At 65.0% G+C, this 23348-nt stretch carries 21 protein-coding genes, 1 pseudogene and 2 CRISPR repeat arrays; of the genes and pseudogenes, 18 read left to right on the top strand and 4 right to left on the bottom strand.

The window, feature by feature from the left end:
- Positions 1-433 precede the first annotated feature (433 nt).
- The 17 genes from urtA to DEFCA_RS0116795 all read left to right on the top strand — a co-directional run bounded on the left by urtA (position 434) and on the right by DEFCA_RS0116795 (position 15746).
- Complete coding sequence (gene urtA, locus DEFCA_RS0116875; RefSeq protein WP_169709633.1) at positions 434-1711, top strand: urea ABC transporter substrate-binding protein; 1278 nt, start codon at positions 434-436, stop codon at positions 1709-1711.
- 64 nt (positions 1712-1775) lie between these two features.
- Complete coding sequence (urtB, locus tag DEFCA_RS0116870; protein ID WP_029734288.1) at positions 1776-3413, top strand: urea ABC transporter permease subunit UrtB; 1638 nt, start codon at positions 1776-1778, stop codon at positions 3411-3413.
- A gap of 34 nt (positions 3414-3447) precedes the next feature.
- The gene (urtC, locus tag DEFCA_RS0116865) at positions 3448-4536 is read left to right on the top strand and encodes an urea ABC transporter permease subunit UrtC (protein ID WP_245693502.1); all 1089 of its coding nucleotides are present in this window, start codon (positions 3448-3450) and stop codon (positions 4534-4536) included.
- Positions 4518-5327 carry an urea ABC transporter ATP-binding protein UrtD gene (gene urtD, locus DEFCA_RS0116860; RefSeq protein ID WP_025324177.1) on the top strand — a complete coding sequence of 270 codons (810 nt, stop codon included), beginning with the start codon at positions 4518-4520 and terminating at the stop codon, positions 5325-5327. Before urtC ends, urtD begins: the two co-directional genes overlap by 19 nt.
- 2 nt (positions 5328-5329) lie before the next feature.
- A complete protein-coding gene (gene urtE / locus DEFCA_RS0116855; protein ID WP_025324176.1) occupies positions 5330-6025 on the top strand; it encodes an urea ABC transporter ATP-binding subunit UrtE in 696 nt (231 codons plus the stop codon).
- Between the two features lie 172 nt (positions 6026-6197).
- Positions 6198-6935, top strand: a complete 738-nt coding sequence (locus DEFCA_RS0116850) for an urease accessory protein UreD (RefSeq protein ID WP_245693501.1) — start codon at positions 6198-6200, stop codon at positions 6933-6935.
- 46 nt (positions 6936-6981) lie between these two features.
- Positions 6982-7284: an urease subunit gamma gene (gene ureA / locus DEFCA_RS0116845; RefSeq protein WP_025324174.1), complete on the top strand. Its 303-nt coding sequence runs from the start codon at positions 6982-6984 to the stop codon at positions 7282-7284.
- A 9-nt stretch (positions 7285-7293) separates the two neighbouring features.
- The gene (locus DEFCA_RS0116840) at positions 7294-7611 is read left to right on the top strand and encodes an urease subunit beta (protein WP_025324173.1); all 318 of its coding nucleotides are present in this window, start codon (positions 7294-7296) and stop codon (positions 7609-7611) included.
- A complete protein-coding gene (gene ureC / locus DEFCA_RS0116835; protein ID WP_025324172.1) occupies positions 7608-9311 on the top strand; it encodes an urease subunit alpha in 1704 nt (567 codons plus the stop codon). Before DEFCA_RS0116840 ends, ureC begins: the two co-directional genes overlap by 4 nt.
- Positions 9312-9318: 7 nt before the next feature.
- A complete protein-coding gene (gene ureE / locus DEFCA_RS0116830) occupies positions 9319-9822 on the top strand; it encodes an urease accessory protein UreE (protein ID WP_025324171.1) in 504 nt (167 codons plus the stop codon).
- A complete protein-coding gene (locus DEFCA_RS0116825) occupies positions 9782-10504 on the top strand; it encodes an urease accessory protein UreF (protein ID WP_025324170.1) in 723 nt (240 codons plus the stop codon). The genes ureE and DEFCA_RS0116825 overlap by 41 nt, the downstream gene beginning before the upstream one ends.
- A 25-nt stretch (positions 10505-10529) precedes the next feature.
- Complete coding sequence (gene ureG, locus DEFCA_RS0116820) at positions 10530-11171, top strand: urease accessory protein UreG (protein ID WP_025324169.1); 642 nt, start codon at positions 10530-10532, stop codon at positions 11169-11171.
- 179 nt (positions 11172-11350) lie between these two features.
- The gene (locus DEFCA_RS0116815) at positions 11351-12721 is read left to right on the top strand and encodes a CoA-binding protein (RefSeq protein ID WP_025324168.1); all 1371 of its coding nucleotides are present in this window, start codon (positions 11351-11353) and stop codon (positions 12719-12721) included.
- On the top strand, positions 12718-13401 hold the full coding sequence (locus DEFCA_RS0116810) for an acetate--CoA ligase family protein (protein WP_025324167.1): 684 nt from the start codon (positions 12718-12720) through the stop codon (positions 13399-13401). Before DEFCA_RS0116815 ends, DEFCA_RS0116810 begins: the two co-directional genes overlap by 4 nt.
- A gap of 150 nt (positions 13402-13551) precedes the next feature.
- Positions 13552-14736: an ATP-binding protein gene (locus DEFCA_RS0116805; protein WP_025324166.1), complete on the top strand. Its 1185-nt coding sequence runs from the start codon at positions 13552-13554 to the stop codon at positions 14734-14736.
- Positions 14737-15082: 346 nt separating this feature from the next.
- Positions 15083-15340 carry a CopG family transcriptional regulator gene (locus DEFCA_RS0116800; protein ID WP_025324165.1) on the top strand — a complete coding sequence of 86 codons (258 nt, stop codon included), beginning with the start codon at positions 15083-15085 and terminating at the stop codon, positions 15338-15340.
- A complete protein-coding gene (locus DEFCA_RS0116795; protein ID WP_025324164.1) occupies positions 15315-15746 on the top strand; it encodes a PIN domain-containing protein in 432 nt (143 codons plus the stop codon). The genes DEFCA_RS0116800 and DEFCA_RS0116795 overlap by 26 nt, the downstream gene beginning before the upstream one ends.
- A 329-nt stretch (positions 15747-16075) precedes the next feature.
- Here DEFCA_RS0116795 and DEFCA_RS0116790 read toward each other — a convergent pair whose 3' ends face one another.
- The 3 genes and pseudogenes from DEFCA_RS0116790 to DEFCA_RS24590 form a co-directional block, all read right to left on the bottom strand.
- On the bottom strand, positions 16076-17137 hold the full coding sequence (locus DEFCA_RS0116790; protein WP_025324163.1) for a Fic family protein: 1062 nt from the start codon (positions 17135-17137) through the stop codon (positions 16076-16078).
- Positions 17134-17379, bottom strand: a complete 246-nt coding sequence (locus DEFCA_RS23775; protein WP_025324162.1) for a hypothetical protein — start codon at positions 17377-17379, stop codon at positions 17134-17136. The genes DEFCA_RS0116790 and DEFCA_RS23775 overlap by 4 nt, the downstream gene beginning before the upstream one ends.
- A 52-nt stretch (positions 17380-17431) precedes the next feature.
- Positions 17432-17476: pseudogene (locus DEFCA_RS24590) on the bottom strand (hypothetical protein); the annotation flags it as partial.
- A 178-nt stretch (positions 17477-17654) separates the two neighbouring features.
- Positions 17655-18109: a CRISPR direct-repeat array (repeat unit 36 nt; unit sequence GTCGCAATCCCTTCTGAATCAGGTCAGTGGTTCCTA).
- A gap of 74 nt (positions 18110-18183) precedes the next feature.
- Between DEFCA_RS24590 and DEFCA_RS0116780 the strand changes: the two are divergent.
- Positions 18184-19563: an IS1380 family transposase gene (locus DEFCA_RS0116780; RefSeq protein WP_051463281.1), complete on the top strand. Its 1380-nt coding sequence runs from the start codon at positions 18184-18186 to the stop codon at positions 19561-19563.
- A 432-nt stretch (positions 19564-19995) separates the two neighbouring features.
- Here the strand turns inward: DEFCA_RS0116780 and DEFCA_RS0116775 are convergent, their stop codons facing one another.
- Positions 19996-21195, bottom strand: coding sequence for an IS4 family transposase (locus DEFCA_RS0116775; protein WP_025321572.1), 1200 nt, complete (start codon positions 21193-21195; stop codon positions 19996-19998).
- Between the two features lie 113 nt (positions 21196-21308).
- A CRISPR array of direct repeats spans positions 21309-23143; the repeat unit is 36 nt; unit sequence GTCGCAATCCCTTCTGAATCAGGTCAGTGGTTCCTA.
- Positions 23144-23348: the final 205 nt, after the last annotated feature.

Raw genomic sequence — 23348 nt, 5'->3', positions numbered from 1 at the left:
CGGTGAAGCGGAAGATGACCCCGTATCCGACTCGGCATCGCCAAACGGTCTCGCCCATGCGACTGCAGCCCATTTGCGAACACGTTCGTATCTTAAAGTGAACAGTATTGCCACTAGGACGAAATTCAAGATACATTTCAAACCGTTACACGAAAGAACCCCTCTCTCCCACCCCCCTGGCACACCTCTTGAGTATGCCCCGCCCGAGTTCGCCAGACCCCGCGCCCCCCTGGAACCCGCTCCGTACGACGCCGGGGATGAGCCTGCGGCAGGAGTTCGTGCCCGGGGACCCGGAGGGGAACAGCGGTCAATAGATGCCCCGGTGTGGGGCCCGGCCACCCGCTGCCGGCCTCGAGGCGTGTGCCTTCTGGGCCAACAGCGATAGAGGAGAAGGAGGAAACAGATGCGGCAAGGGAGAAGACGGGTAAGGACCATGGTCGCCGCAGCGGCGCTCGGCGCACTTCTGACTACGCCCTCTTATGGCGCCGCAGAGGACGGGGTCATCAAGGTCGGCATCCTGCATTCCCTGTCTGGGACCATGGCCATCAGCGAAACCTCCCTGAAGGACGTTGCGCTGATGGCCATAGAGGAGATCAATGAGTCGGGGGGGCTGCTGGGAAAGAAGATCGAGCCCATTGTGGTGGACCCAGCCTCCAACTGGCCCCTGTTCGCAGAGAAGGCCCGCGAACTGATCGAAAAGCACAAGGTTGCGGTCGTGTTCGGCTGCTGGACCTCGGTGTCCAGAAAGTCTGTACTCCCCGTATTTGAAGAGCTCAACGCCCTCCTGTTCTACCCCGTGCAGTATGAAGGGGAAGAGTGCTCCTACAACGTCTTCTACACCGGGGCTGCCCCCAACCAGCAAGCGATCCCGGCTGTCGAGTACCTCATGAGCGAGGAAGGCGGCGGCGCAAAACGGTTCGTGCTGCTGGGCACCGACTATGTGTATCCGCGCACCACCAACAAGATCCTTCGCGCTTTCCTGCACCAAAAAGGCGTCAGTGACGACGACATCATGGAGATCTACACCCCTTTCGGGCACAGCGACTATCAAACCATTGTCGCAAACATCAAAAGGTTCGCAGCAGCAAAACCGACAGCCGTCATCTCCACCATCAACGGTGACTCGAATGTGCCCTTTTACAGGGAGCTGGCCAACCAGGGGGTCCGGGCCGAGGACATCCCCGTCATCGCCTTCTCCGTGGGTGAAGAAGAGCTGCGGGGCATCGACACGGCGCCCCTCGTCGGCCACCTGGCGGCCTGGAACTACTTCATGTCCATAGACTCCCCCGAGAACCGGGCGTTCGTAAAGAAGTGGAAGGCATACGTCAAGAAGCACAACCTCCCCGGCGGCGACAAACGGGTGACGAACGATCCGATGGAGGCCACCTACATCGGGATCAAGATGTGGGCACAGGCCGTGCTCCAAGCAGGCACCACGGATGTGGACGCGGTCAGGCAGGCCATGGGCTATCAGACGTTCAAGGCACCTTCGGGGTATGAGATTCGGATGGACCCGAAGAACCACCATCTCCACAAGCCGGTCTTCATCGGCGAGATCCGAGAGGACGGCCAGTTCGACATCGTGTGGCAGACCGACGGCCCCGTCCGTGCGGAACCCTGGAGCCCGTACCTACCCGACAGCGCCAAAAAGGTAGCCGACTGGACCTATCCATGGGTGTGCGGCAACTGCACCGAACCGAGATACAAATAAACCGACCCCGGCGCCCCCGGCTTTCCTGGCGGGGGCGCCGGAAACAGACCCGGTAGAGAGGACCATGTCCCTCAACAGAATCGCATCCCTGGGCCTCCTCGCCCTGTTCATCTCTCTCGCATGCCTCGGCAGCAGCACGGCAACCGCTGCGGGCCTCAAGGAAGCTCTGCAAGGGTTGGGGGCAAAGAGCCGGAGGACCATTCTGCGTTCGATCAAGGTGCTCGGGGCCCTGGGGGACCCCGCCGCCCTCCCGGCCCTCGAGGCCCTCCGCGACAGGAAGCTTCGTGTCGACGAGCAGGGGCGCGTGTTGATACTCGACGGGGGCGGGGCCTTCGCCCGAGACGTTGTGACCGGCGAGCGGGTGGCGGTTGGGACCGGACGCCTACGTTCCCCCGTGATCAACAACCGGGTCCGCCGGGTACTGCTGCCGGTCATCGCGAGGCTCCAGCTCTCCTCCTCCAGCCTCGGGGTCCGGTTGGCTGCTGCGAGGGAGCTGGCCAAACGCCCGCGTCCGGACGCTGCAGGGGCCATCCGGGCCGCGCTGGAGGCCGAGCGGGATGCCGACGTGCGACAGGCCTTGCTGCTGGCCTTGGCACAGATCGAGATCGACAGCCGGGACCCTCGCCGTCGGCTCTCTGCCGTCCGGACGCTCGGGGCTTCTGCCGATGCGAACGTCAGGGAGAGGCTTCGGCGGATGCTCCAGACGAACGAGGCCGGCGAGTTCACCATGGAGCCAAACCCAGAGGTGCGCGCCGCGGCCGCCGATGCGATCCGCACCATCGAACGGAGGCTGGCCCTCGTCTCCCTCTCCCGCAACCTGTTCTATGGGGTGAGCCTCGGCAGCGTGCTGCTTCTGGCGGCATTGGGGCTGGCCATCACCTTCGGCCTGATGGGCGTGATCAACATGGCCCACGGCGAGATGCTCATGCTGGGCGCCTACGCCACCTTCGTGACCCAGAACCTGTTCCGCACCTATCTCCCGGGGTGGTTCGACTGGTACCTCGTGGCCGCCGTGCCGATGGCCTTCGGCGTGGCGGCCGTGACGGGAATGGTTCTGGAGCGGTGCGTTCTTCGCCACCTTTACGGGCGCCCCCTGGAGACCCTGTTGGCGACATGGGGGATCAGCCTTCTGCTGATCCAGACGGTACGGCTGGTGTTCGGGGCCCAGAACGTGGAGGTCGCCAGCCCGACGTGGATGTCAGGGGGGACCGAGGTGATGCAAGGGCTCGTGCTGACCCACAACCGCGTCGCCATCGTCCTGTTCGTCCTCTTTGCAGTGGCCCTCGTGTGGGTGCTCCTCCGCCGCACCCCGCTCGGCCTGAGGGTGCGCGCCGTCACTCAGAACCGATCCATGGCCGCATGCATGGGGGTCCCGGTGTCACGGGTGGACATGTGGACGTTTGGGCTCGGCTCCGGCATCGCGGGGCTGGGCGGGGTGGCCCTGTCCCAGATCGGCAACGTGGGCCCGGAACTCGGCCAGTCGTACATCGTGGACTCCTTCATGGTGGTCGTGTTGGGGGGGGTAGGGAAGATCGCGGGCACCGTGTGGGGGGCCCTCTGCCTGGGCGTGGTGAACAAGTTCTTAGAGCCGTACACGGGCGCCGTGCTCGGGAAGATCCTGGTGCTGGCATTCATCATCCTGTTCATCCAGAAGCGGCCCCAGGGGATGTTCGCCCTGAAGGGCCGAACGGCCGAAGGCTGACATGATGGGATCACGGTTCGATCGCCTAGCGGGTATGCACTCACGGCGGGGCTGGCTCGTTACGGCCCTCGTCGCGGCCGTCGGCATCGTCGGGGTTCCCGTTCTCAACCTCGTGCCGCCGCCGGGTACATGGCTCCACGTTCCCGACTACATGGTCATGCTCCTCGGCAAATTCCTCTGTTACGCCATGGTGGCCCTGGCGATGGACCTCATCTGGGGGTTCACGGGCATCCTGAGCCTCGGGCACGGGGTGTTCTTCGCCCTGGGCGGGTACGCCATGGGGATGCATCTCATGCGCGCCATCGCAGGGGAAGGGGTCTACCGGAGCAACCTGCCGGACTTCATGGTGTTCCTCGACTGGAAGGAGCTGCCCTGGTTCTGGTACGGGTTCGACCGGTTCTGGTTTGCCCTGCTCATGGCGGTGCTGGTGCCGGCCCTGCTGGCCTATGTCTTCGGCTACTTCGCGTTCCGCTCCAGGATCAAGGGGGTCTACTTCTCGATCATCACCCAAGCGATGACCTACGCCCTCATGCTCCTGTTCTTCCGGAACGAGACGGGCTTTGGGGGGAACAACGGCCTCACCGACTTCAAACGAATCCTGGGGTTTTCCCTTCAGGTCCCCTCCACCAAGCTGGGCCTCTACGTCGTTACCGCCGTGCTCCTCCTGCTCACGTACCTCCTGTGCCGGTACATCGTCACCTCCAAGCTCGGCCGGGTGCTCGCTGCCATACGCGACGCCGAGAGCCGGGTCATGTTCTCCGGATACAACCCGCTCCACTACAAGCTCTTTGTCTGGACCCTGTCGGCGGTCCTGTGTGGGCTCGCCGGAGCCCTGTACGTCCCCCAAGTGGGCATCATCAACCCCAGCGAAATGCAGCCCGCCGGGTCCATCGAGATGGCGATATGGGTTGCCGTGGGCGGCAGAGGGACCCTTGTCGGGGCCTTGGTCGGCGCGATGCTGGTCAACGGGATCAAGAGCTGGTTCACCGTCGTCTCCCCCGAGCTGTGGCTGTACGTTCTCGGCGCGCTGTTCGTCGGCGTGACCCTTTTCTTTCCCGAAGGGGCTGCCGCACTTCTGAACCGTTTTCCCAAAAGAAGGGGCTCATGCACGTCGAACCGGTAAACAGGGGGCCGCGATGCCGCGGTCCCGAGCCCAGGGAAGGCCCGGACACGAGCCATGGCGTCATCCTCTATGTGGAGGGTCTGACGGTCAGCTTCGACGGGTTCAAGGCCCTCGACGATCTGAACCTCTACATCGAGGACGGTGAGCTGCGGTGCATCATCGGGCCCAACGGAGCCGGCAAGACCACTCTCATGGACGTGATCACGGGGAAGACCCGCCCGGACGCCGGCACCGTGTTCTTTGGGCAGTCCGTGGACCTCACCCGGCTCACCGAGACGCAGATCGCCCAGGAGGGGATCGGCCGCAAGTTCCAGACGCCCACCGTGTTCGAGCAGCACAGCGTGTTCGAGAACCTCGAGCTCGCCCTCCGGGGGGACAAGGGGGTCTGGCACAGCCTGTTCGCTCGGCTGACCGGAGGGGAACGGGAGCGCATCGAACAGGTGCTGGAGCTCGTCGGACTGACCGAAAGCATGCACGTCCGGGCCGGACTACTTTCCCACGGCCAGAAGCAGTGGCTCGAGATCGGAATGTTGCTCGTCCAGGATCCTCGAGTGCTGCTCCTGGACGAGCCGGTGGCCGGCATGACGGCCGGAGAGACCGACCGCACGGCGGAGCTGCTGACCTCCCTTGCAGGAGAGCGCACCGTCGTGGTGGTGGAGCATGACATGGAGTTCGTCCGCAACATCGCGCGCAGGGTCACGGTGCTGCACGAGGGTCGGGTGCTCGCCGAGGGCGGCATGGATGCCGTGCAAAACGACCCCCGCGTGATCGAGGTGTACCTGGGGAGCTGAGGGTGCTCGAGATCAGCGGTCTCAATCAGTTCTACGGCGGAAGCCACATCCTTTGGGACCTCCGGCTGAGCGTGCCCGAGGGCTCCTGCACCTGCATCGTGGGGCGCAACGGTGTGGGCAAGACCACTCTTCTCAAAGCGGTGATGGGCCTGCTCCCGATCCCATCCGGCAGCATCGTGTTCGAAGGCCGCGAGCTGTCGGGGCACCCCCCAGAGATCCGTGCCCGTCTCGGGATCGGGTACGTCCCCCAGGGGCGGGAGGTGTTTCCCCATCTCACGGTGGAGGAGAACCTCCGGCTGGGGCTGGGTGCGCGCCGGGACGGCCTCCGGGAGATTCCCGACTCCGTTTTCGAGCTGTTTCCAGCGCTCCGGAAGATGCGGCACCGCCGGGGAGGGGACCTCTCCGGCGGGCAGCAACAACAGCTCGCGATTGCGCGGGCGCTCGTGATCGATCCGAAGCTTCTGATCCTGGACGAGCCCACGGAGGGGATCCAACCCAACATCGTCCACGAGATCGGCGACGTGATCATGCATCTGAACCGCGAGGGGAACGTGACCGTGCTGTTGGTGGAACAGAAGCTGCCGTTCGCGCGGCGCGTAGCCCGGGACTTTTTCATCATGGAGAAAGGACGAACCGTGGCGAGTGGCCCGATCGAGAACCTCGATGAGCATCTGGTCCAACGGTATCTCACCGTTTGAGGCCGGAGGGGCGCCAGCGCATCCGGCAGGCGGCGGGCCCATCGGGGAGAAGCCTCCGGCCTTGCGACACGCCTCGGCGGAGACGGGGTGGAAGGGGGAGCTGGTCCTGGAGTTCGCCCGCGCAGACGGGCGGACGGTCCTGGCTCACAGGCGCCACCGAGGCCCCCTCCTGGTGCAACGGCCCTTCTATCCCCCCGAGGATGGGGGCGCGTGCCACGTGTATCTGCTGCACCCGCCCGGCGGGGTGGTGGCTGGAGACCGGCTCCGGGTCCGCATCCGGGCGGGAGAGGGGGCGCACGCACTGATCACGACCCCCGCCGCAACCAAGATGTACCGGAGCCACGGTCCCCAGGCCAGCCAGGGGCACCGGCTCAGGGTGGAACCAGGAGGCATCCTCGAGTGGCTCCCCCAGGAGACCATTCTGTTCAGCGGGGCCCGCGCCGATCTGCACACCCGCGTCGATCTCATCGGCGACGGGGGGTTTCTGGGGTGGGAGATCCTGTGTGTGGGGCTCCCCGGGTCCGGGGCTCCTTACGACCAAGGAAGCTGGAGCCAGAGCTTCGAGCTTTGGCGCGACGGCTCGCCCCTGGTGCTGGAACGGACCCGTTTGGGAAGGGAGCCCCGGCCCTTCCGGGCGCCCTGGGGGTTGGGGGGGTTCACGGTGGTGGCGAGCTTGCTCTGTGCCACGAGCCATCCCGAAGCGGTAGAGCGGGTTCGGGCGGTGCTGGACGCCCCCACGTCAGGGGCAGACGAGCTGGTCAGCGTCACCCAGCTTCGGGACGCCTTGGTGTGCCGGTATCTCGGGCACCACGCGGAGAGGGCACGTCGGTGCTTTGTGAGGGCCTGGGAGGTCCTGCGTCCGATCTTTGCGGATCGGCGGGCATGCGCACCTCGCATCTGGAACACCTGACCCGTCTCGGCACGGGTCCAGGGCAACGAAGACCAAGGAGGCAGCCATGGAGCTTTCCCCCCGCGAGAAGGACAAACTTCTGCTCTTCACCGCCGCGTTGGTTGCCGAGCGCCGCAAGGCGCGGGGCCTCAGGCTGAACTACCCGGAGGCGGTGGCATACATCTCAGCGGCGATCCTCGAAGGGGCCCGTGAGGGCCGCAGCGTGGCCGAGCTGATGGACTACGGCACCACCCTTCTCCGCCGCGAGGATGTGATGGAGGGGGTGCCCTCGATGATCACCGAGGTGCAGGTGGAGGCCACCTTCCCCGACGGAACCAAGCTGGTGACGGTCCACGCCCCGATTCGGTGAGGAGGTCCCATGAAGCCCGGCGAGATCCTGACCCCAGAGGGAACGGTGGTATTGAACGCGGGCCGCAGGACGCGGCCCCTGGTCGTGGTCAACACCGGAGACCGGCCGATCCAGGTGGGCTCCCACTACCACTTCTACGAGGTCAACGAGGCGCTGAGGTTCGACCGGCAGGCGGCGCTCGGGTTCCGGCTCAACATCCCCGCGGGCACGGCCGTGCGCTTCGAGCCGGGTCAGCAGAGGGAGGTGGAGCTGGTCGAGTACGGTGGGGCGCGACGGGTGTACGGGTTCAACGGCAAGGTGATGGGGGCGCTGGAGGGCGACCGATGAACGGGATTGACCGCCGGGCCTATGCGGAGCTTTATGGCCCGACCGTGGGGGACCGGGTGCGCCTGGGCGACACCTCTCTGTGGATCGAGGTCGAAGAGGACCACACGGTTTATGGGGAGGAGGTCAAGTTCGGAGGGGGCAAGGTGATCCGCGACGGGATGGGCCAGGGGCAGGCGTCATCCGCCCACGCCGTGGACACCGTAATCACGAACGTCCTGATCCTGGATCACTGGGGCATCGTCAAGGCGGACATGGGGCTCAAAGGGGGCCGCATCGCCGGCATCGGCAAGGCTGGCAACCCCGACGTCCAGCCGGACGTGGACCTGGTCATCGGCCCCGGCACCGAGGTGATCGCAGGAGAGGGGCTGATCGCCACCGCCGGGGCGATCGATGCCCACATTCACTTCATCTGCCCCCAGCAGGTCGAGGAGGCGCTGATGGCGGGCGTCACCACCATGCTGGGGGGGGGGACCGGGCCCGCAGCCGGCACCAACGCCACGACCTGCACCCCCGGCCCCTGGAACATCCACCGCATGCTCCAAGCGGTCGAGGGTCTGCCCCTGAACTTCGGGTTTCTCGGCAAAGGGAACGCCAGCCTGCCCACCGCTCTGAGGGAGCAGATCGAGGCCGGGGCGATGGGTCTCAAGCTGCACGAGGACTGGGGGACCACGCCGGCGGCCATCGACAACTGCTTGGCGGTGGCGGAGAGGTTCGACGTACAGGTAGCCATTCACACCGACACCCTCAACGAATCAGGGTTCGTGGAGCACACCTTGGCGGCGTTCCGGGGGCGGACGATCCACGCCTACCACACCGAGGGAGCGGGCGGGGGGCACGCCCCGGATATCATCAAGCTTTGCGGGGAACCCAACGTGCTGCCCTCCTCCACCAACCCCACGCGCCCGTACACAGTGAACACCGTGGACGAGCACCTGGACATGCTGATGGTATGCCATCACCTGGACCCCGGCATCCCCGAGGACGTGGCCTTCGCCGAGTCCCGGATTCGGCGCGAGACCATCGCGGCCGAGGACATCCTCCACGATCTCGGCGCGTTCAGCATGATCGCCTCGGACTCCCAGGCCATGGGCCGAGTGGGCGAGGTCATCCTGCGCACCTGGCAGACCGCCCACAAGATGAAGGAGCAGCGGGGGCCCCTGCCGGAGGACGGCTCCCGCAACGACAACGTTCGGGCGAAGCGTTACGTCGCCAAGTACACCATCAACCCGGCCATCGCCCACGGCATCAGCCACGAGGTGGGCTCCATCGAGCCGGGCAAGCTCGCCGACATCGTCCTGTGGCGCCCCCCCTTCTTCGGGGCCAAGCCCGCCCTCGTGATCAAGGGCGGCATGATCGTGGCCGCACCCATGGGAGACCCCAACGCGTCCATCCCCACTCCCCAGCCGGTGCACTACCGCCGGATGTTCGGGGCCCTGGGCCGGGCTCGGTTCGAGACCAGCGTGACGTTCGTCTCCCGGGCAGCCCTTGAGGCCGAGGTGGGGAAGCGGCTCGGCCTCCAAAAACGCCTGGTCGCGGTGAGAAACACGCGGGCGGTGCGCAAGTCCGACCTCATCCACAACCGCGCCCTTCCTTGCATCGAGGTAGACCCCCAGACCTACGAGGTGCGGGCGGACGGGGTGCTCCTGACCTGCGAGCCGGCCGCAGAGCTTCCGCTGGCCCAGCGGTACTTCCTGTTCTGAGGGCGCCATGCTCCGCGTGACCCAATGGATGGACGGGCCTGCGAGGCCGGACGCCACCCTCACCTTGCCCTTCGCGCTCCGTCAAAAAAGACGCCAGCGCGCCCGCCTGGACAACGGAGTGGAGGTGGCCCTCCTCTTACCCCGGGGACGGGTGCTGCGCCACGGCGATCTTCTCCAGGCGGAGAACGGCCTGCTGATCCGGGTGCAGGCTGCTGCGGAGGAGGTCTCCACCGCGCACACCGGTGATCCGCTGCTTCTGGCAAGGGCCTGCTATCACCTGGGCAACCGCCACGTTCCCCTGCAGATCCGAGACCGATGGGTCCGCTACGGGCATGACCACGTGCTGGACGATCTGGTGGGAAGGCTCGGGCTGAAGGTCGTTCGGGAGCGTGCGCGGTTCGAGCCCGAGACCGGCCCCTACGCATCCCCCCACCCGACGCCCGTCGCCTCCCCCGCGAAGGACCACAGCCATGGTGCGCCGAGCCGCCCCGCCCCCCGTGGCAACCGGTAGCTCGGAACGGCTCGGCACGGCGAGCCTGCTCCGGCTGATGCAGCTCACAAGCCCTGCCCTGCCCATCGGGACCTATGCCTACTCGCAGGGGCTCGAGTGGGCGGTGGCGGCAGGCTGGGTGAAGACCGAGAGCGAGACCTCCGACTGGGTCCTCGGGCTTCTCACCCGCTCCCTGTCACGGACGGATGTGCCCATCTTCGCACGCCTCTATCGGGCCTGGGCCGAGGCAGACCCTTCGACGCTCTCGTACTGGAGCCGCTTCCTGCACGCGACCCGCGACACCAGCGAGCTCCAGGCGGAGGACCGGGACGTCGGGGGAGCGCTGGCCCGCTTGCTGGGCCTCCTCGGCATCGGCGAGGCCGAGGGCTGGATCGCCCACCCCCATGCCACCTTCGCCACCCTGTTCTCCCTGGCGACCGTCCACTGGGAGATCCCCCTGCCCGATGCGGCTGCGGGGTATCTGTGGGCCTGGGCAGAGGCCCAGGTGGCAGCGGCGGTCAAGCTGATTCCCTTGGGCCAGACGGCCGGCCAAAGGATCCTGTCCCGTGCCATAGAGGTCATTCCGGAAGCCGTACGGTTCGGCCTGACCCTGAAGGACGACGAGATCGGATGCCTGTGGCCGGGCCTGGCCATGGCCAGCGCGCTCCACGAAGTCCAGTACTCACGGTTGTTTCGCTCTTGAGCACCCATCCGACGGAGGCCTGACAATGAGCACGCACAAGCAGCCCCTACGCCTGGGCATCGGGGGGCCGGTCGGGTCCGGGAAGACCGCCCTGATCGAAGCGATATGCAAAAGGCTGCGCGGCAGCCACCAGGTCGCGGTGGTCACGAACGACATCTACACGCGGGAGGACGCCCAGTTCCTCATCCGCAACCGGGTGCTGCCCGAGGAGCGCATCATCGGCGTCGAGACGGGAGGATGCCCCCACACGGCGATTCGGGAGGACGCCTCCATGAACCTTGCTGCGGTGGACCAGCTCATCCAACGGCTTCCTGACCTGGACCTGATCCTGGTGGAGAGCGGCGGGGACAACCTCAGCGCGACCTTCAGCCCGGAGCTGGTGGACCTGACGATCTACGTGATCGACGTCGCGGCGGGCGACAAGATCCCGCGAAAGGGAGGGCCGGGGATCACGAAGTCCGATCTACTGGTGATCAACAAGGTCGACCTCGCTCCCCACGTCGGGGCCTCATTGGAGGTGATGGAACGCGACGCGCTTCGGATGAGGGCGGATAGGCCGTTCGTTTTCACAAACCTCAAGACAGGGGAAGGGGTGGACACCGTGGTTCAGTTCATCGCGCACGAGGGGATGATTGGCCAGCTCCCCCCGACAGGGGCGAGGGCCTGAAACGCCGTGGGCCGCTAAAACGGGTCAACACCGGAACGGAGCAGCCCCGATCTCGTGGGGACCAAGGGGGCCAATGCCCCCCTTTGACACCACCGAACGATGCGGTAGCGTACCCCCTTCGCCCCACCCCGGCGAACCGAACCGACCCCGGAGACCGCGCAACCCCCTGCGAGGAGACGATGGACCTTTCTCGCCTGTTCCAACCGAGATCGATCGCCGTCTACGGCGTGTCGCTCACCAACCCGTTCCACCCGGCCAACGTGATCTACCACAAGAACCACCTGCGCTACCGCACGGCCACCTACGCCATCAACCCCAAGGGCGGGGATCTGTACGGCGAGCCCGTCTACCGGAGCATCGACGAGGTCCCCGAGCCCGTGGACGTGGCCGTGATCGGGATCCGGGCCGAGAGGGTCCCGGACGCGCTCCGGGAGTGCGTGGCGGCAGGGGTCAAGGGCGCCATCGTGATCTCCGGAGGTTTTGCCGAGACCGGGCGCCAGGACCTCCAGGACGAGGTCACCCACATCAGCCGCGCCAACGACGTCCCGGTGATCGGACCGAACTGCCTCGGCGTGTTCTCACCGCCCGTTCTCGACACCTTCTTCCTGCCGCCCGAGAGGCTGATCGAGATCCGCCCCGGGGGCATCTCCCTCGTCAGCCAGAGCGGGGGCATTCTGGTGGACCTCATGATCAAGCTGACCCAGGAGGGCGCCGGCATCGCACGGGGAGTCAGCATCGGGAACCGGGCGGCCCTCGACGAGGTGGACCTGGTCCGGTTCTTCCTCGACGACCCTGCCACCACGGTCGTCGGCCTCTACCTCGAGGGGTTCCGTCCGGGCCGCGGCCGCGAGTTCGCGGACCTCCTGGGGCGGGCCGCCAAGCCGGTGGTGTTCATGAAGGCGGGCAGGTCCCCGGGCGGGTCCCGGGCCGTGGCGTCCCACACCGCCTCCGTGGCCGGCGACTATCGGGTGCTCCACGACATCCTCGGGCACGCCGGCGCACTGGAAGCGAGGGACGAGGCGGAGTTCGTGGCGTTTTGCGAGGCGCTCTCCTCGACGCGTTCGCCGCGGGGTTTTCGCAACCTCTGCATCGTCACCGCCAGCGGCGGCCACGGGGCAGTGGCGTCGGACGAGTGCCAGGAGGCGGGCCTCGTGCTGCCGACGATCCCGGCCGAGGACGGGGATCGCCTGCGGGACGAGCTCTCGCCGAGCATCCGGGACATCGCCTCGGTGGGGAACCCGGTCGACCTGACCGGTTCGGCCACGGATCGCGACATCCTCGCCTCCCTGCGTTTCCTGCTGGGGCGGCAGTACGTGGACGGCATCATCCTGCTCCTGCTGCCCTACCTGCCGGCCATCACGCCCGACGTGGGCGCGCGGGCGGCCCAGATCGCCCGCGAGACCGGCAAGACCATCGTGGCCTACGTGCCCCACATCGACAAGTACGGGATCTTCATCGAAGGGTTCCAGACCAACGGCATCCCGGTCTCCCACACCGTGCAGGGGGCCGTGCACATGGCGAAGGCCATCGCCAGGAGGGCTCACCCGTGAAGCCGCAAACCGCCGCCATCTTGGAGAGCTGCGCCTCGGCCGGCTGGGTGGTCGAACCCCTTGCCCGGAGGATCCTCACCGAATACGGGCTTCCCGTGACCCAGTGGGCGTGGGCCCGCGACCTCGAGAACGCGCTCGAGGCCGCCGCCGAGGTCGGCTATCCCCTGGTCGTGAAGGTCGTCTCCCCGAGGGTGATCCACAAGTCCGACGTGGGCGGGGTGATCGTGGGGGTGGAGGACGAGCAGGGGGTGCGGGAAGCGTACCGCCGCATGGCCCGGCTTCCCGGCTTCGAGGGCGTGCTCCTCGACGAGGTGGCCGACGGCCTCGAGCTCATCGTGGGGGCTAAGCACGACCCCCAGTTCGGCCCCGTGGTTCTCACCGGCATCGGCGGCACGGCCGTGGAGATCTACCAGGACGTGGCCATCCGCATGGCCCCGATGTCACCAGACGACGCCGAGTCCGCCCTCGACTCGCTTCGGGCCCGGAAGCTCCTGGAAGGATTTCGGGGCGCGCCCCCGGTGCAGCGGGAGAGCCTCGTGGACCTCCTCGTTCGGTTCTCCGAGATGGCCCACGACCTCGGCCCCGCCGTCGACTCCATCGACCTCAACCCCGTCTTCTGCGGCCCGGAACGGTGCGTCATCGCCGACGCCCGCATCATGCTCCCTCGGAACCAGGGATAAGAAGCCAGAGAAAGCTTCAATCTCGCCCCGGGCGGCGGAACAACCCGATCCCGTGGCGTGCGGTGCTCCGGAGCACGAAAAGCTCCATGGGGCCACCTGGGTGACATAAATTCCTTGCAAATCAGGAACTGATCCTCCATATTTGCAAGCATGATCCAACGACGCCTCCTTCCGGCGGTGCTCCGCCGGCTCCAGGACACCCCTGCCGTCGTCCTCCTCGGTCCCCGCCAGGCGGGAAAGACGACCCTTGCGCTCACCGTGGCGGAGGCGATGGAGGCGGTGTACCTGGATCTGGAGTCGGAGCAGGACCGGGCCAAGCTCATGGAGGCCGAGCGATACCTCCCCACCCTGTTCGGCCGGCTGGCGATCCTCGACGAGGTCCACCGCGCCCCGGGCCTCTTTCCGGCGTTGCGGGGGCTCATCGACCGGGCGAGGCGGCAAGGTCACCGGGAAGGCTTGTATCTCCTTCTGGGCTCCGCATCCCTGGATCTGCTCCGCCAATCGGGGGAGAGCCTGGCGGGAAGGGTGTCGTACCTGGAGCTGGGACCGTTCGACGTCCTCGAGGTGATGGGCGCGGGGGAGCCGGATCCCGTGGATCCCTTGTGGCTCCGGGGCGGGTTCCCCGAGAGTTTCCTCGCACGGGACGACGCCAAGAGCTTTCAGTGGCGCCTGGACTTCGTGCGCACCTACCTCGAAAGAGACGTGCCCCAGTTCGGCCGGAGGATCCCGGCGGAAACCCTGCGGCGATTCTGGACGATGCTCGCCCACCTCCAGGGTTCCCCGCTGAACGCCTCCGAACTCGCCCGAAGCCTGGGAGTGTCCTCGAAAACGGTGTCGGCCTACGTGGACCTCCTGGCCGATCTCCTTCTCGTGCGTCGCCTCCCTCCGTGGCACGCGAATGTCCGAAAACGCCTGGCGAAGACTCCAAAGGTATACGTGAGGGACAGCGGCCTGGTGCACGCCCTGCTCGGGCTCCGGAGTCTGGACGCCCTGCTGGGTCACCCGATCGCCGGCCGGAGCTGGGAGGGATTCGTGGTGGAGAATCTCTTGGCGGTCGCCCCTGAAGGGGTCGAGGGATTCTACTACCGGACGGCCGGGGGGGCCGAAATCGATCTTCTACTTCGGTTTCCTGGGGGCCCCCTTTGGGCCGTGGAGATCAAGCGGAGCCTCACACCCAAACCCGCCCGCGGGTTTCACTCGGCCTGCTCGGACCTCGAGCCGCAGCGGCGGTTCGTCGTGTACCCGGGAAGCGAGCCCTATCCGCTTTCCGGCGGCGTCTGGGCCGCGCCGCTCCCCTTTCTCGCCAGAGAGCTGGCCGGTCAGGCCACCCCCTGAAAGACGCATGCCGGGGGCAGACGAGTTCCCCGCCTCCCAGGGTCCCCCCGGACGCCCTCGCCGAAGGTACCCCTTCCTCGATCCCCAGCAGGAAACTCGCCAGCCCCACCTCCCGGATGCTTGCAGAGCCGAAAACGAGCTCATTGGACTCGCTCCCGAGCAGGAGGCGCGTTCGTTCTGGGGTCCTCTCCGGAGCACCGGCCGCCCTTTCGCTCCCCCCAAAAGCTTCGCTTTCGACCCATGTCCCGGACTCACCGGTGGAGCGGACAGCGGGGGTTGGCCGGAGGGAGGCTGGGTGATACAGTGCCTTGGTGACTTGGTGCATCCCGCTTGCCAGGAGGGAAGCATGCCTCGCCTCACGATCACCCTGTCCGAGGAACGGCACCGGGCCCTCAAGGAAGCCGCCCTCCGGCGGGGCAAGACGATCCGGCAGATCATCGAAGAGAGCCTGGAGCACTACGGCATCAAGACCCGTAAGGAGGCCGCCGACCTGGTGGCCCGGGCCCGGGCCCGGGCGGGCCTTACGGAGGCGGAGGCCTTGAGCCGGGCCGTCGAGGAGACACGCTGGGAGCGCGGCCATGGCGCGGCCCCCCGCGGTGATTGACACCAACGTGGTGGTGAGCGGCCTGCTCACCGGCGAACCCACGGCCCCCACCTGCCGGATCCTGAACGCCATGTTGGCCGGGAGGTTCTTCTACCTGCTCATCGAAAACCTGCTGGCCGAATACCGCCGGGTGCTCCTCCGGCCGCGGATCCAGGTCCTCCACGGCCTTTCCGGAGACGAGGTGGACACCGTCCTGCTCGACATCGCGGCCAACGGCGGCCTGCGCACCCCCGTTCCCGCTCCGGAGCCTCCACCCGACCCGGGCGACCGGCATCTCTGGGATCTGCTGGCCGCCGAGCCGGGTGCCGTGCTGGTGACCGGAGACGGAAACCTCCTGGGACACCCGCCGGCCTTTGCCCGCCTGCTTACCCCTGCTGCCTTCGCTCGGCTGTGGGGGATCGCCTGAGCCCCCCTACGTTCCCCTTGAGTCTCGGCGATCGCCGCAAATCCGGCCGGAGATCCCCTCCGGTGTCGGCCGGAGCCCCAAAGACCGAGGGAGAGCAGCGGTCCCCAGCCGCTCCGCGAGGGAGAAGCTCCACTACGCAGCCGGGGTCACAGGACCCCCGGCTGAGTCCCGACGAACCTCCTCGCTCGCCTCCGCGATCCGCCTCTGTCCGAGAAAGCTTCGTTTTAGACCAACGTCCCGGACTCCGGATGGGTCTGGCCTGCCCGGTCCGGCGTGGGGCGTGTCACAGCAGCAGGCCGCAGCTTGTCACAGCTCCGTGTCACAGCTCGTCATAGCTCCCCTTCCGACAACCGGTACCGCTTCGTGGGATCCGTGGGGCTGGTTCCCCGCTCCACGAGCAGGCCCTTTTCCACCATGCCTTTCAGGTCTCGCTGAAGTGTGCGCCGGTTGACCTCCGGGCAGAGCTCCTCGAATTCCCGAATGTTGATGCTCCCGTGTTCGAGAATGTGCATCAGGGCTTGGGCCTGGCGGGGGGAGAGATCGTGCTGGTGGACGAGCACGTCCCGTCGGATCACCCGTTCCCCCCGTTGCCTGACCTCCATCAACTGGGTGGCCAGTCCGGTCACGAAGTACTCCAGCCACCCGGTCATGTCCATGTCTCGCGCCCGGACGCCTTGGATCGCCCGGTAGAAGGCGGCCCGGTCCCGGTCGTAGTACTCGCTGATGGTGAACAGCCGCTTGAAGTCGTAGCCCTCGCGGTACAAGCACAGGGTAGAGAGCAGACGCGACGTCCGGCCGTTGCCGTCCAGGAAGGGATGGATGTGAACGAGCTGGAACTGGGCGATGCCGCTCACGAGCACCGGATGGGTCTCCCGTTCCCGGTTCAGCCACTCCACCAGTTCCGCCATCAGGATCGGCACCTCGTGAGCCGGTGGCGGCGTGTAGATCGTCTCGCCGGGGGCGGAGTTGACCACGTAGTTCTGGATCTTGCGGTATTCGCCCGGTGCGGCAGCACCGCCACGCACCCCCTCCACCAGCCGCTTGTGGATCTCGCGGATCAACCCTTCCGTGATCGGTGCGCCGCTGGACAGGTATTCCGAGACGAAATCGAACGCCCGTCGGTAGTTCAGAAGCTCCCGCACATCGTCGGGGTCGGCTTCCGGTACCGTCTCGCCGGCCATCAGGCGTTCAGCCTGGTCGAGGGTCAGCTGCGTCCCCTCGATGTGCGTCGTGTGATGGGCCTCGAGCACCAGCGCCCGCTCACCCATCTCCCGGATCCAGTCCTCCGAGAGGGTGGCGGCTTCCAGGAAACCGCGCACCCGCTCGATCCGCGTCAGGCCCTCGGTGATGCGGTTCGTGATCGTGAATCGGGGCTGGAAGCTTTGTGTCATGTTCGATCACCACCTTGCGGTGTGACGGCCGCGATGCCCAGCCGGGCCGCCACGTCCTCGTAGTCCGGCGCCTCGGCGTAGAGCTTCTCGAACTCGCTGCGCGCTCTGCGGTGCTGGCCCAGGGCCTCGTACACCAGGGCCCGCTCGTACCGGAGCGCCCGGAGCAGCTCCTCGGATCGGCCCTTCTTCCGGCGGAGCGCCAGCGTCAGAGTGTCCCGTGCGGCGACCAGCAGCAGCCACAAACTCCGCGTCCGACCTCGCCCTTCGCGCCTCCCGGTAGTGCGCCCCAATACTCGTTGCACTACGTAAAAACTGCCGCCCCAAAACACTCGCCCCCATACAACGGGGCAAACCGTCCGCGATGCGAACCGCTGCCATTGCGAAGGACTTCAGCCTCTGGTCAAGATCACTCATGTTCCCACACCCTTTCCGAAGGATGAAGGCAGAAGGCGGAAGGATGAACATGCCTCCTCTCTTTGGGGGCCCTTCATCCTTCATCCCTCATCCTTCAGCCTTCTGAACTATCCCTTCTGAATCAGGTCAGTGGTTCCTACCTAATGTGACGTGAAATTTTCACCACTCATAAGTCGCAATCCCTTCTGAATCAGGTCAGTGGTTCCTACGATGTTCTGCCTCGGCATCGATCCAGGCAAGAAGTCGCAATCCCTTCTGAATCAGGTCAGTGGTTCCTAGGGGTTTGGTGCCTAAGGAACTGCAGGGACACCAGTCGCAATCCCTTCTGAATCAGGTCAGTGGTTCCTAGCTGGATGACCTGCAGGTCACCCCTTGGCAAGCGGCGTCGCAATCCCTTCTGAATCAGGTCAGTGGTTCCTAGGCCCAGGAAGGAAGAACAGACGGTGGTCAAGGTGTCGCAATCCCTTCTGAATCAGGTCAGTGGTTCCTACAACGATGGAAAAGGTGATCTGGATGAAGGACGTCGCAATCCCTTCTGAATCAGGTCAGTGGTTCCTAGCCCGGATAATTCACGAAAGGGTGTAGACAAGAGAACGGGCACCCTCTAACATGTTGTTCCGCCTAAGGAAAACATGCCAACAGAGGAGTGCCCGTTGAACACAGTCTGTCACACTCAGCTCTCCTTCGCAAATCTCGGCCGCAAACCCGTCCTCGCCACCTTCGACGGCGGCAAGATCACCTCCGACGCTGGCGCCCCCCTCCTGCGAGAGATCGATCGCCGCACCGGCCTCCTTCGCGCCATCAACGCCTGCATCGAAGACCCCAGGGATCCGCGCAAGGTCCGTCACGCCCAACTCACTCTCCTGCGCCAGCGCATCTTCGCCATCGCCCTCGGATACGAGGACGCCAACGACCACAACACCCTGCGCTCCGACCCCGCCCTCAAAATCGCCGCCGGTCACGCGCCGGATTCCCACCCCGATCTCGCCTCTCAGCCCACTCTCTCCCGACTCGAAAACCGAATCACCCCTCGCCAACTCGTCCGCCTCGCCCGGGTGCTCGTCGAGTCCTATATCGCCGCCCACCCCCGCCCCCACTCCCTCATTGTCCTCGACATCGATTCCACCGATGACCCCGCCCACGGCCGCCAGCAACTGGCCCTCTTCCACGGGTTCTACGACCAGTACATGTTCCACCCGCTTCTCGTCTTCGACGGCCTCACCGGTTACCCCCTGGCCGCCGTATTGCGCTCCGGCCGGGCCCATGCCTCCAAGGGCGCCGCCACCATCCTCCGCACGATCATTCGACGCCTCAAGAAGGCCTACCCCGACGCCCACATTCTCGTGCGGGCCGACAGCGGCTTTGCCACCCCCACCCTCTACCGCACTCTGGAGCGCCTGGGCGTCTCCTACACCATCGGGCTGATCCCCAATGCCCGCCTCCGGGAACGGCTCGCCCCTCTGGTCGAACAGGCACAAGAACAATTCGAGACCACCGAGAAAAAGCAGCGCACCTTCACGGCGTTCTCCTACAAGGCCGATTCCTGGAAACGCCCCCGGCGTGTGGTCGCCAAGGTGGAGTACCACTCCCTGGGCTCCAACACCCGCTTCGTCGTCACCAACCTCCGACACCTGACCCCCCAGAGGGTCTACGATGACCTCTACATCGGCCGCGGGGACACCGAGAACCGCATCAAAGAGCTCAAACTCCACCTCAAAGCCGACCGCACGAGCTGCCACCGCTTCGAGGCCAACCAGTTCCGGCTTCTCCTGCACACCTTCGCCTATGCTCTCTTGTGGCACGTGCGTCAGGCGGCCGCTGGGACCGAACTCGCGACCGCCTCGATGGATACGCTTCGCCTGAAGCTCCTCAAGATAGGGGCCCGGGTGAAAGAGTCGGTGCGCCGGGTGGTCCTCCAGTGCGCTTCCTCCTACCCCTACCGGGAGCTCCTGAGCACGATCTTGGTCAACCTTGCATGTCTTCAGCCACAACCGGTTCCGTTACGGGTCTGAAGGCACCCCGGGTGCCCCGCCTCTCCCAGTGCGCACTCCGACCGAACGGGTGGGGTCTGCCCGCCGTTCGGGGAAGAACCGCCAATTCCCACATCTGTGTGCGAAAAACACCGGATTCAGCCCCGTTCCACCCCGAACCCTGACCCCAAAGAGCGACAATCTCCCCCTCCTACTACCCCCCGCTCACTCCCCCACGGCCCGTTCCGGGCCCGGTCATGAATCATCCGGGCTAGCTGCAATACTGTTCACTTTAAGATACGAACGTGTTCGCAAATGGGCTGCAGTCGCATGGGCGAGACCGTTTGGCGATGCCGAGTCGGATACGGGGTCATCTTCCGCTTCACCGCTCGCGGGTTGCGTCGACCACGACTGGACACCACTCGCTCTTCCAAAATCTCCTCCAGCACCTGCGCATGGAACGCCGCCCTGTGCTCAGGGGGGAGTGGCGACGAAAGCGGGCAGTCTCCGACGCACCACCCGCACCGTGTGAACGAAGGAAAGTTCGTCAGGATCCACATCGCCCTTGCGGGCGGCTTCATGCATGAGTCCTCGTATCGCAAAATGCGCCATCAGGAACCCAAAGAACTCCTGTCGGACGAGCTCCGGGGTCTTGCTCCGGAGCACAATCCGAGCCCCTCGGAGGTGCGTTTTCAACTCGTCGAGTGCAGTCTCGATCTCCCAGCGTTCCTGGTACAGGGCGGCCAACTCCTCTGCCGGGGCATCTTCAGGGTCGAGGATCGTGGTCACCAACCGGTACACGTCCTCTGCGCCTGGGACTCCGTCCAGTGTGTACTCGATCACCCGGACCATGACACCGCCCCGATCCTTTTGGCGAGCATAGGCGTTGGGATAGATCTTGCTCAGATAGGAACCATCGGACAGACGGCGGATGCACGGCAGGCGTGCGCTTGCCTTCACTCGCCACAGCAGATCGGCTCCGGTTGCGCAGGCCTGGGTCCACAAGGGCCAGGAGAAGAAACACCGATCGGCCAGACACAGCATCCCGGGCCGCAAGGACTCCACCACGTGCCGAGCCAACGCGACCTCGCTCGTGTGGTATCCACCCATGCGGGAGCCGAACAGCACGTGGGTTCCGTTCTCCACCAAGGAGACGAACCGGATCTGCGGATAGGCGCTCCGTCCCCGGGCGGCCTTGGGGCGTCCGAAGGCTTGTTCGTTCTCCTGAGTATCGGCCACATCCAAGGTGCTGCCGTCCAGGCTGACCAGCCGCCAGCGCCGGTACCACGCCCCTCGGGTGGCCGTTTCGGCGATCGGCCGGACGAGTTCGTTGTGCAGCCGTTCGATCGGTTCCGCCCCCAGACGGGACCGCGCTTGGGAGATGGCCGATTTTCCGGCAACGCGAACGCGTTCACGGGGCCCCATGAGCCACTGGAGACCTTCGAGCAAACAGCGGAGCACCTCTCGTGTGGACACGCTCATGTACAACGCCAGTGCGATCACATAGTAGACCACGACATGGGCAGGTAAGGCGCGCTGTCGCTGGCTCGCCTTGCCTGTGGCTTGCAGCACCTCGTGCACCTTGGGCAGGGGGAACGTTTTTGCGATGACCCCCAGCGTGATGTAATCCGTGATCCGCGTGCCTTCGGGAAGCCCTGCTGGAGTTCGAGCCATCCTTCACCTCGCTTTCCATGAGTAAGGAAGACGAGAGAAGAATAGCACGAAGGCACACTAAGTGAACAGTATTGGGGCTAGCTGACGAACCGAAAGATCCTCCGCGCTCTCGTGTCGCAATCCCTTCTGAATCAGGTCAGTGGTTCCTATGATCTGGATGAAGGACTGGTCAGTGGATCGCGGTCGCAATCCCTTCTGAATCAGGTCAGTGGTTCCTAATGTACGGAACGATCTGTCTGTACCCAGACCGCGGTCGCAATCCCTTCTGAATCAGGTCAGTGGTTCCTAAGGCAAAGAAGGGGAATCCGCACAAGGGATCGGGTCGCAATCCCTTCTGAATCAGGTCAGTGGTTCCTAAAGCGCGAGCTGGCAAAGCTCCGTCAGCAAGGGCGTCGCAATCCCTTCTGAATCAGGTCAGTGGTTCCTAGGCCCGGACGATGCGACTCGGCTTGCCCGCTTGGTCGCAATCCCTTCTGAATCAGGTCAGTGGTTCCTATGGAGCGGGACGAAAACCGTCGCCGGCGTGTCCGGTCGCAATCCCTTCTGAATCAGGTCAGTGGTTCCTACGGCCTTCTGCTGATGGCGGTGATCCGATGAGACGTCGCAATCCCTTCTGAATCAGGTCAGTGGTTCCTAGTGCCAGGTCCACACGAAAGACCTCTGCCCCGGTCGCAATCCCTTCTGAATCAGGTCAGTGGTTCCTAACAATAGCAGACGGCGCTAGCGGCCAAGACACGGGTCGCAATCCCTTCTGAATCAGGTCAGTGGTTCCTAGAGGTGTATCATGGCGAAGTACGGAAAGCAGCATCGTCGCAATCCCTTCTGAATCAGGTCAGTGGTTCCTAACGGTGCAGGAGGCGTCAGAGAACGATCACCCGTCGCAATCCCTTCTGAATCAGGTCAGTGGTTCCTATGACCATGGTGAAGCGTTTGGTGGCGTTCACGGTCGCAATCCCTTCTGAATCAGGTCAGTGGTTCCTACCCCATTCCCAGGGAGGGCAGGATCTGTTCCTGCGTCGCAATCCCTTCTGAATCAGGTCAGTGGTTCCTAACGGCGGCCGGGGCGGTGCGGGTGCAACATCGTCGCAATCCCTTCTGAATCAGGTCAGTGGTTCCTAACAAGGGCGGGAAAGGAAGGAAGAAGAAGATGTCGCAATCCCTTCTGAATCAGGTCAGTGGTTCCTAAACGACCGCTACGAACTGCGGGTGTGTCCTGTCGCAATCCCTTCTGAATCAGGTCAGTGGTTCCTAGACCCCCGAGAGCAAGGGGCGGGTCCGAGTGGTGTCGCAATCCCTTCTGAATCAGGTCAGTGGTTCCTACGCTTTCTCGCCTTCGGCATCCGCGGATTCTAGCGTCGCAATCCCTTCTGAATCAGGTCAGTGGTTCCTAACGGCGTCCGCATCGGGCTCGACGAACGTCTTAGGTCGCAATCCCTTCTGAATCAGGTCAGTGGTTCCTAGGGGTGCTCTCCGGCATCTAGCGGACGAACACGGTCGCAATCCCTTCTGAATCAGGTCAGTGGTTCCTAGGGTTCGCAAACCCGCTTGCTAGCGGGTTCCGGAGTCGCAATCCCTTCTGAATCAGGTCAGTGGTTCCTAGGTTGCCTCGGCTCAAGCGGGAGGCCGGGTTGGTCGCAATCCCTTCTGAATCAGGTCAGTGGTTCCTAGACTGCGGGCGCTAACAACACCTGGGCGGGCTCGTCGCAATCCCTTCTGAATCAGGTCAGTGGTTCCTAGACGGCGCTGGCGGCCAAGACGCGGAGGAGGCAGCCCGTCGCAATCCCTTCTGAATCAGGTCAGTGGTTCCTAGCTCACCCTGCGGGCGGTTGCCGCTGCATCACCTGTCGCAATCCCTTCTGAATCAGGTCAGTGGTTCCTAGCCAGGGGCGGGCCAAGGCCCACGGGCCAAGGCGTCGCAATCCCTTCTGAATCAGGTCAGTGGTTCCTAGGCACCGTCATTTTTTCCTCCATGATTCCAAAGAGTTCCAAGGACGCATGTCGGGCCTGTCCGGAATAAAACGGATCTCCGCGCAGCGCAAAACAACTTGACTTTTTGGGTCGAGAACAAAGTGCAGTCATTTCAACATGTTGCAAAACGCACGGGTTTGTGAAAGTGTGCATGTGACAAGCGTTCCCAACCCCGCCCCGCACCC

The sequence above is a fragment of the Deferrisoma camini S3R1 genome, assembly GCF_000526155.1.
Classification (GTDB): Bacteria; Desulfobacterota; Deferrisomatia; order Deferrisomatales; family Deferrisomataceae; genus Deferrisoma; species Deferrisoma camini.
Note: the sequence above shows the minus strand (reverse complement) of the source record. Positions and strands in the feature narration are given on the sequence as shown.

Excerpts from the sequence above, each read along its gene's own strand:
- DEFCA_RS0116800 (WP_025324165.1), top strand. The coding sequence starts at position 15,083 with ATGCCTCGCCTCACGATCACCCTGTCCGAGGAACGGCACCGGGCCCTC.
- DEFCA_RS0116805 (WP_025324166.1), top strand. The coding sequence starts at position 13,552 with ATGATCCAACGACGCCTCCTTCCGGCGGTGCTCCGCCGGCTCCAGGAC.
- DEFCA_RS0116825 (WP_025324170.1), top strand. The coding sequence starts at position 9,782 with ATGGTGCGCCGAGCCGCCCCGCCCCCCGTGGCAACCGGTAGCTCGGAA.
- urtC (WP_245693502.1), top strand. The coding sequence starts at position 3,448 with ATGCACTCACGGCGGGGCTGGCTCGTTACGGCCCTCGTCGCGGCCGTC.
- ureE (WP_025324171.1), top strand. The coding sequence starts at position 9,319 with ATGCTCCGCGTGACCCAATGGATGGACGGGCCTGCGAGGCCGGACGCC.
- ureA (WP_025324174.1), top strand. The coding sequence starts at position 6,982 with ATGGAGCTTTCCCCCCGCGAGAAGGACAAACTTCTGCTCTTCACCGCC.
- DEFCA_RS0116780 (WP_051463281.1), top strand. The coding sequence starts at position 18,184 with ATGCCAACAGAGGAGTGCCCGTTGAACACAGTCTGTCACACTCAGCTC.
- DEFCA_RS0116815 (WP_025324168.1), top strand. The coding sequence starts at position 11,351 with ATGGACCTTTCTCGCCTGTTCCAACCGAGATCGATCGCCGTCTACGGC.
- urtA (WP_169709633.1), top strand. The coding sequence starts at position 434 with ATGGTCGCCGCAGCGGCGCTCGGCGCACTTCTGACTACGCCCTCTTAT.
- ureG (WP_025324169.1), top strand. The coding sequence starts at position 10,530 with ATGAGCACGCACAAGCAGCCCCTACGCCTGGGCATCGGGGGGCCGGTC.
- urtD (WP_025324177.1), top strand. The coding sequence starts at position 4,518 with ATGCACGTCGAACCGGTAAACAGGGGGCCGCGATGCCGCGGTCCCGAG.
- ureC (WP_025324172.1), top strand. The coding sequence starts at position 7,608 with ATGAACGGGATTGACCGCCGGGCCTATGCGGAGCTTTATGGCCCGACC.
- DEFCA_RS0116840 (WP_025324173.1), top strand. The coding sequence starts at position 7,294 with ATGAAGCCCGGCGAGATCCTGACCCCAGAGGGAACGGTGGTATTGAAC.
- DEFCA_RS0116790 (WP_025324163.1), bottom strand. The coding sequence starts at position 17,137 with ATGACACAAAGCTTCCAGCCCCGATTCACGATCACGAACCGCATCACC.
- DEFCA_RS0116795 (WP_025324164.1), top strand. The coding sequence starts at position 15,315 with ATGGCGCGGCCCCCCGCGGTGATTGACACCAACGTGGTGGTGAGCGGC.
- DEFCA_RS0116775 (WP_025321572.1), bottom strand. The coding sequence starts at position 21,195 with ATGGCTCGAACTCCAGCAGGGCTTCCCGAAGGCACGCGGATCACGGAT.
- urtB (WP_029734288.1), top strand. The coding sequence starts at position 1,776 with ATGTCCCTCAACAGAATCGCATCCCTGGGCCTCCTCGCCCTGTTCATC.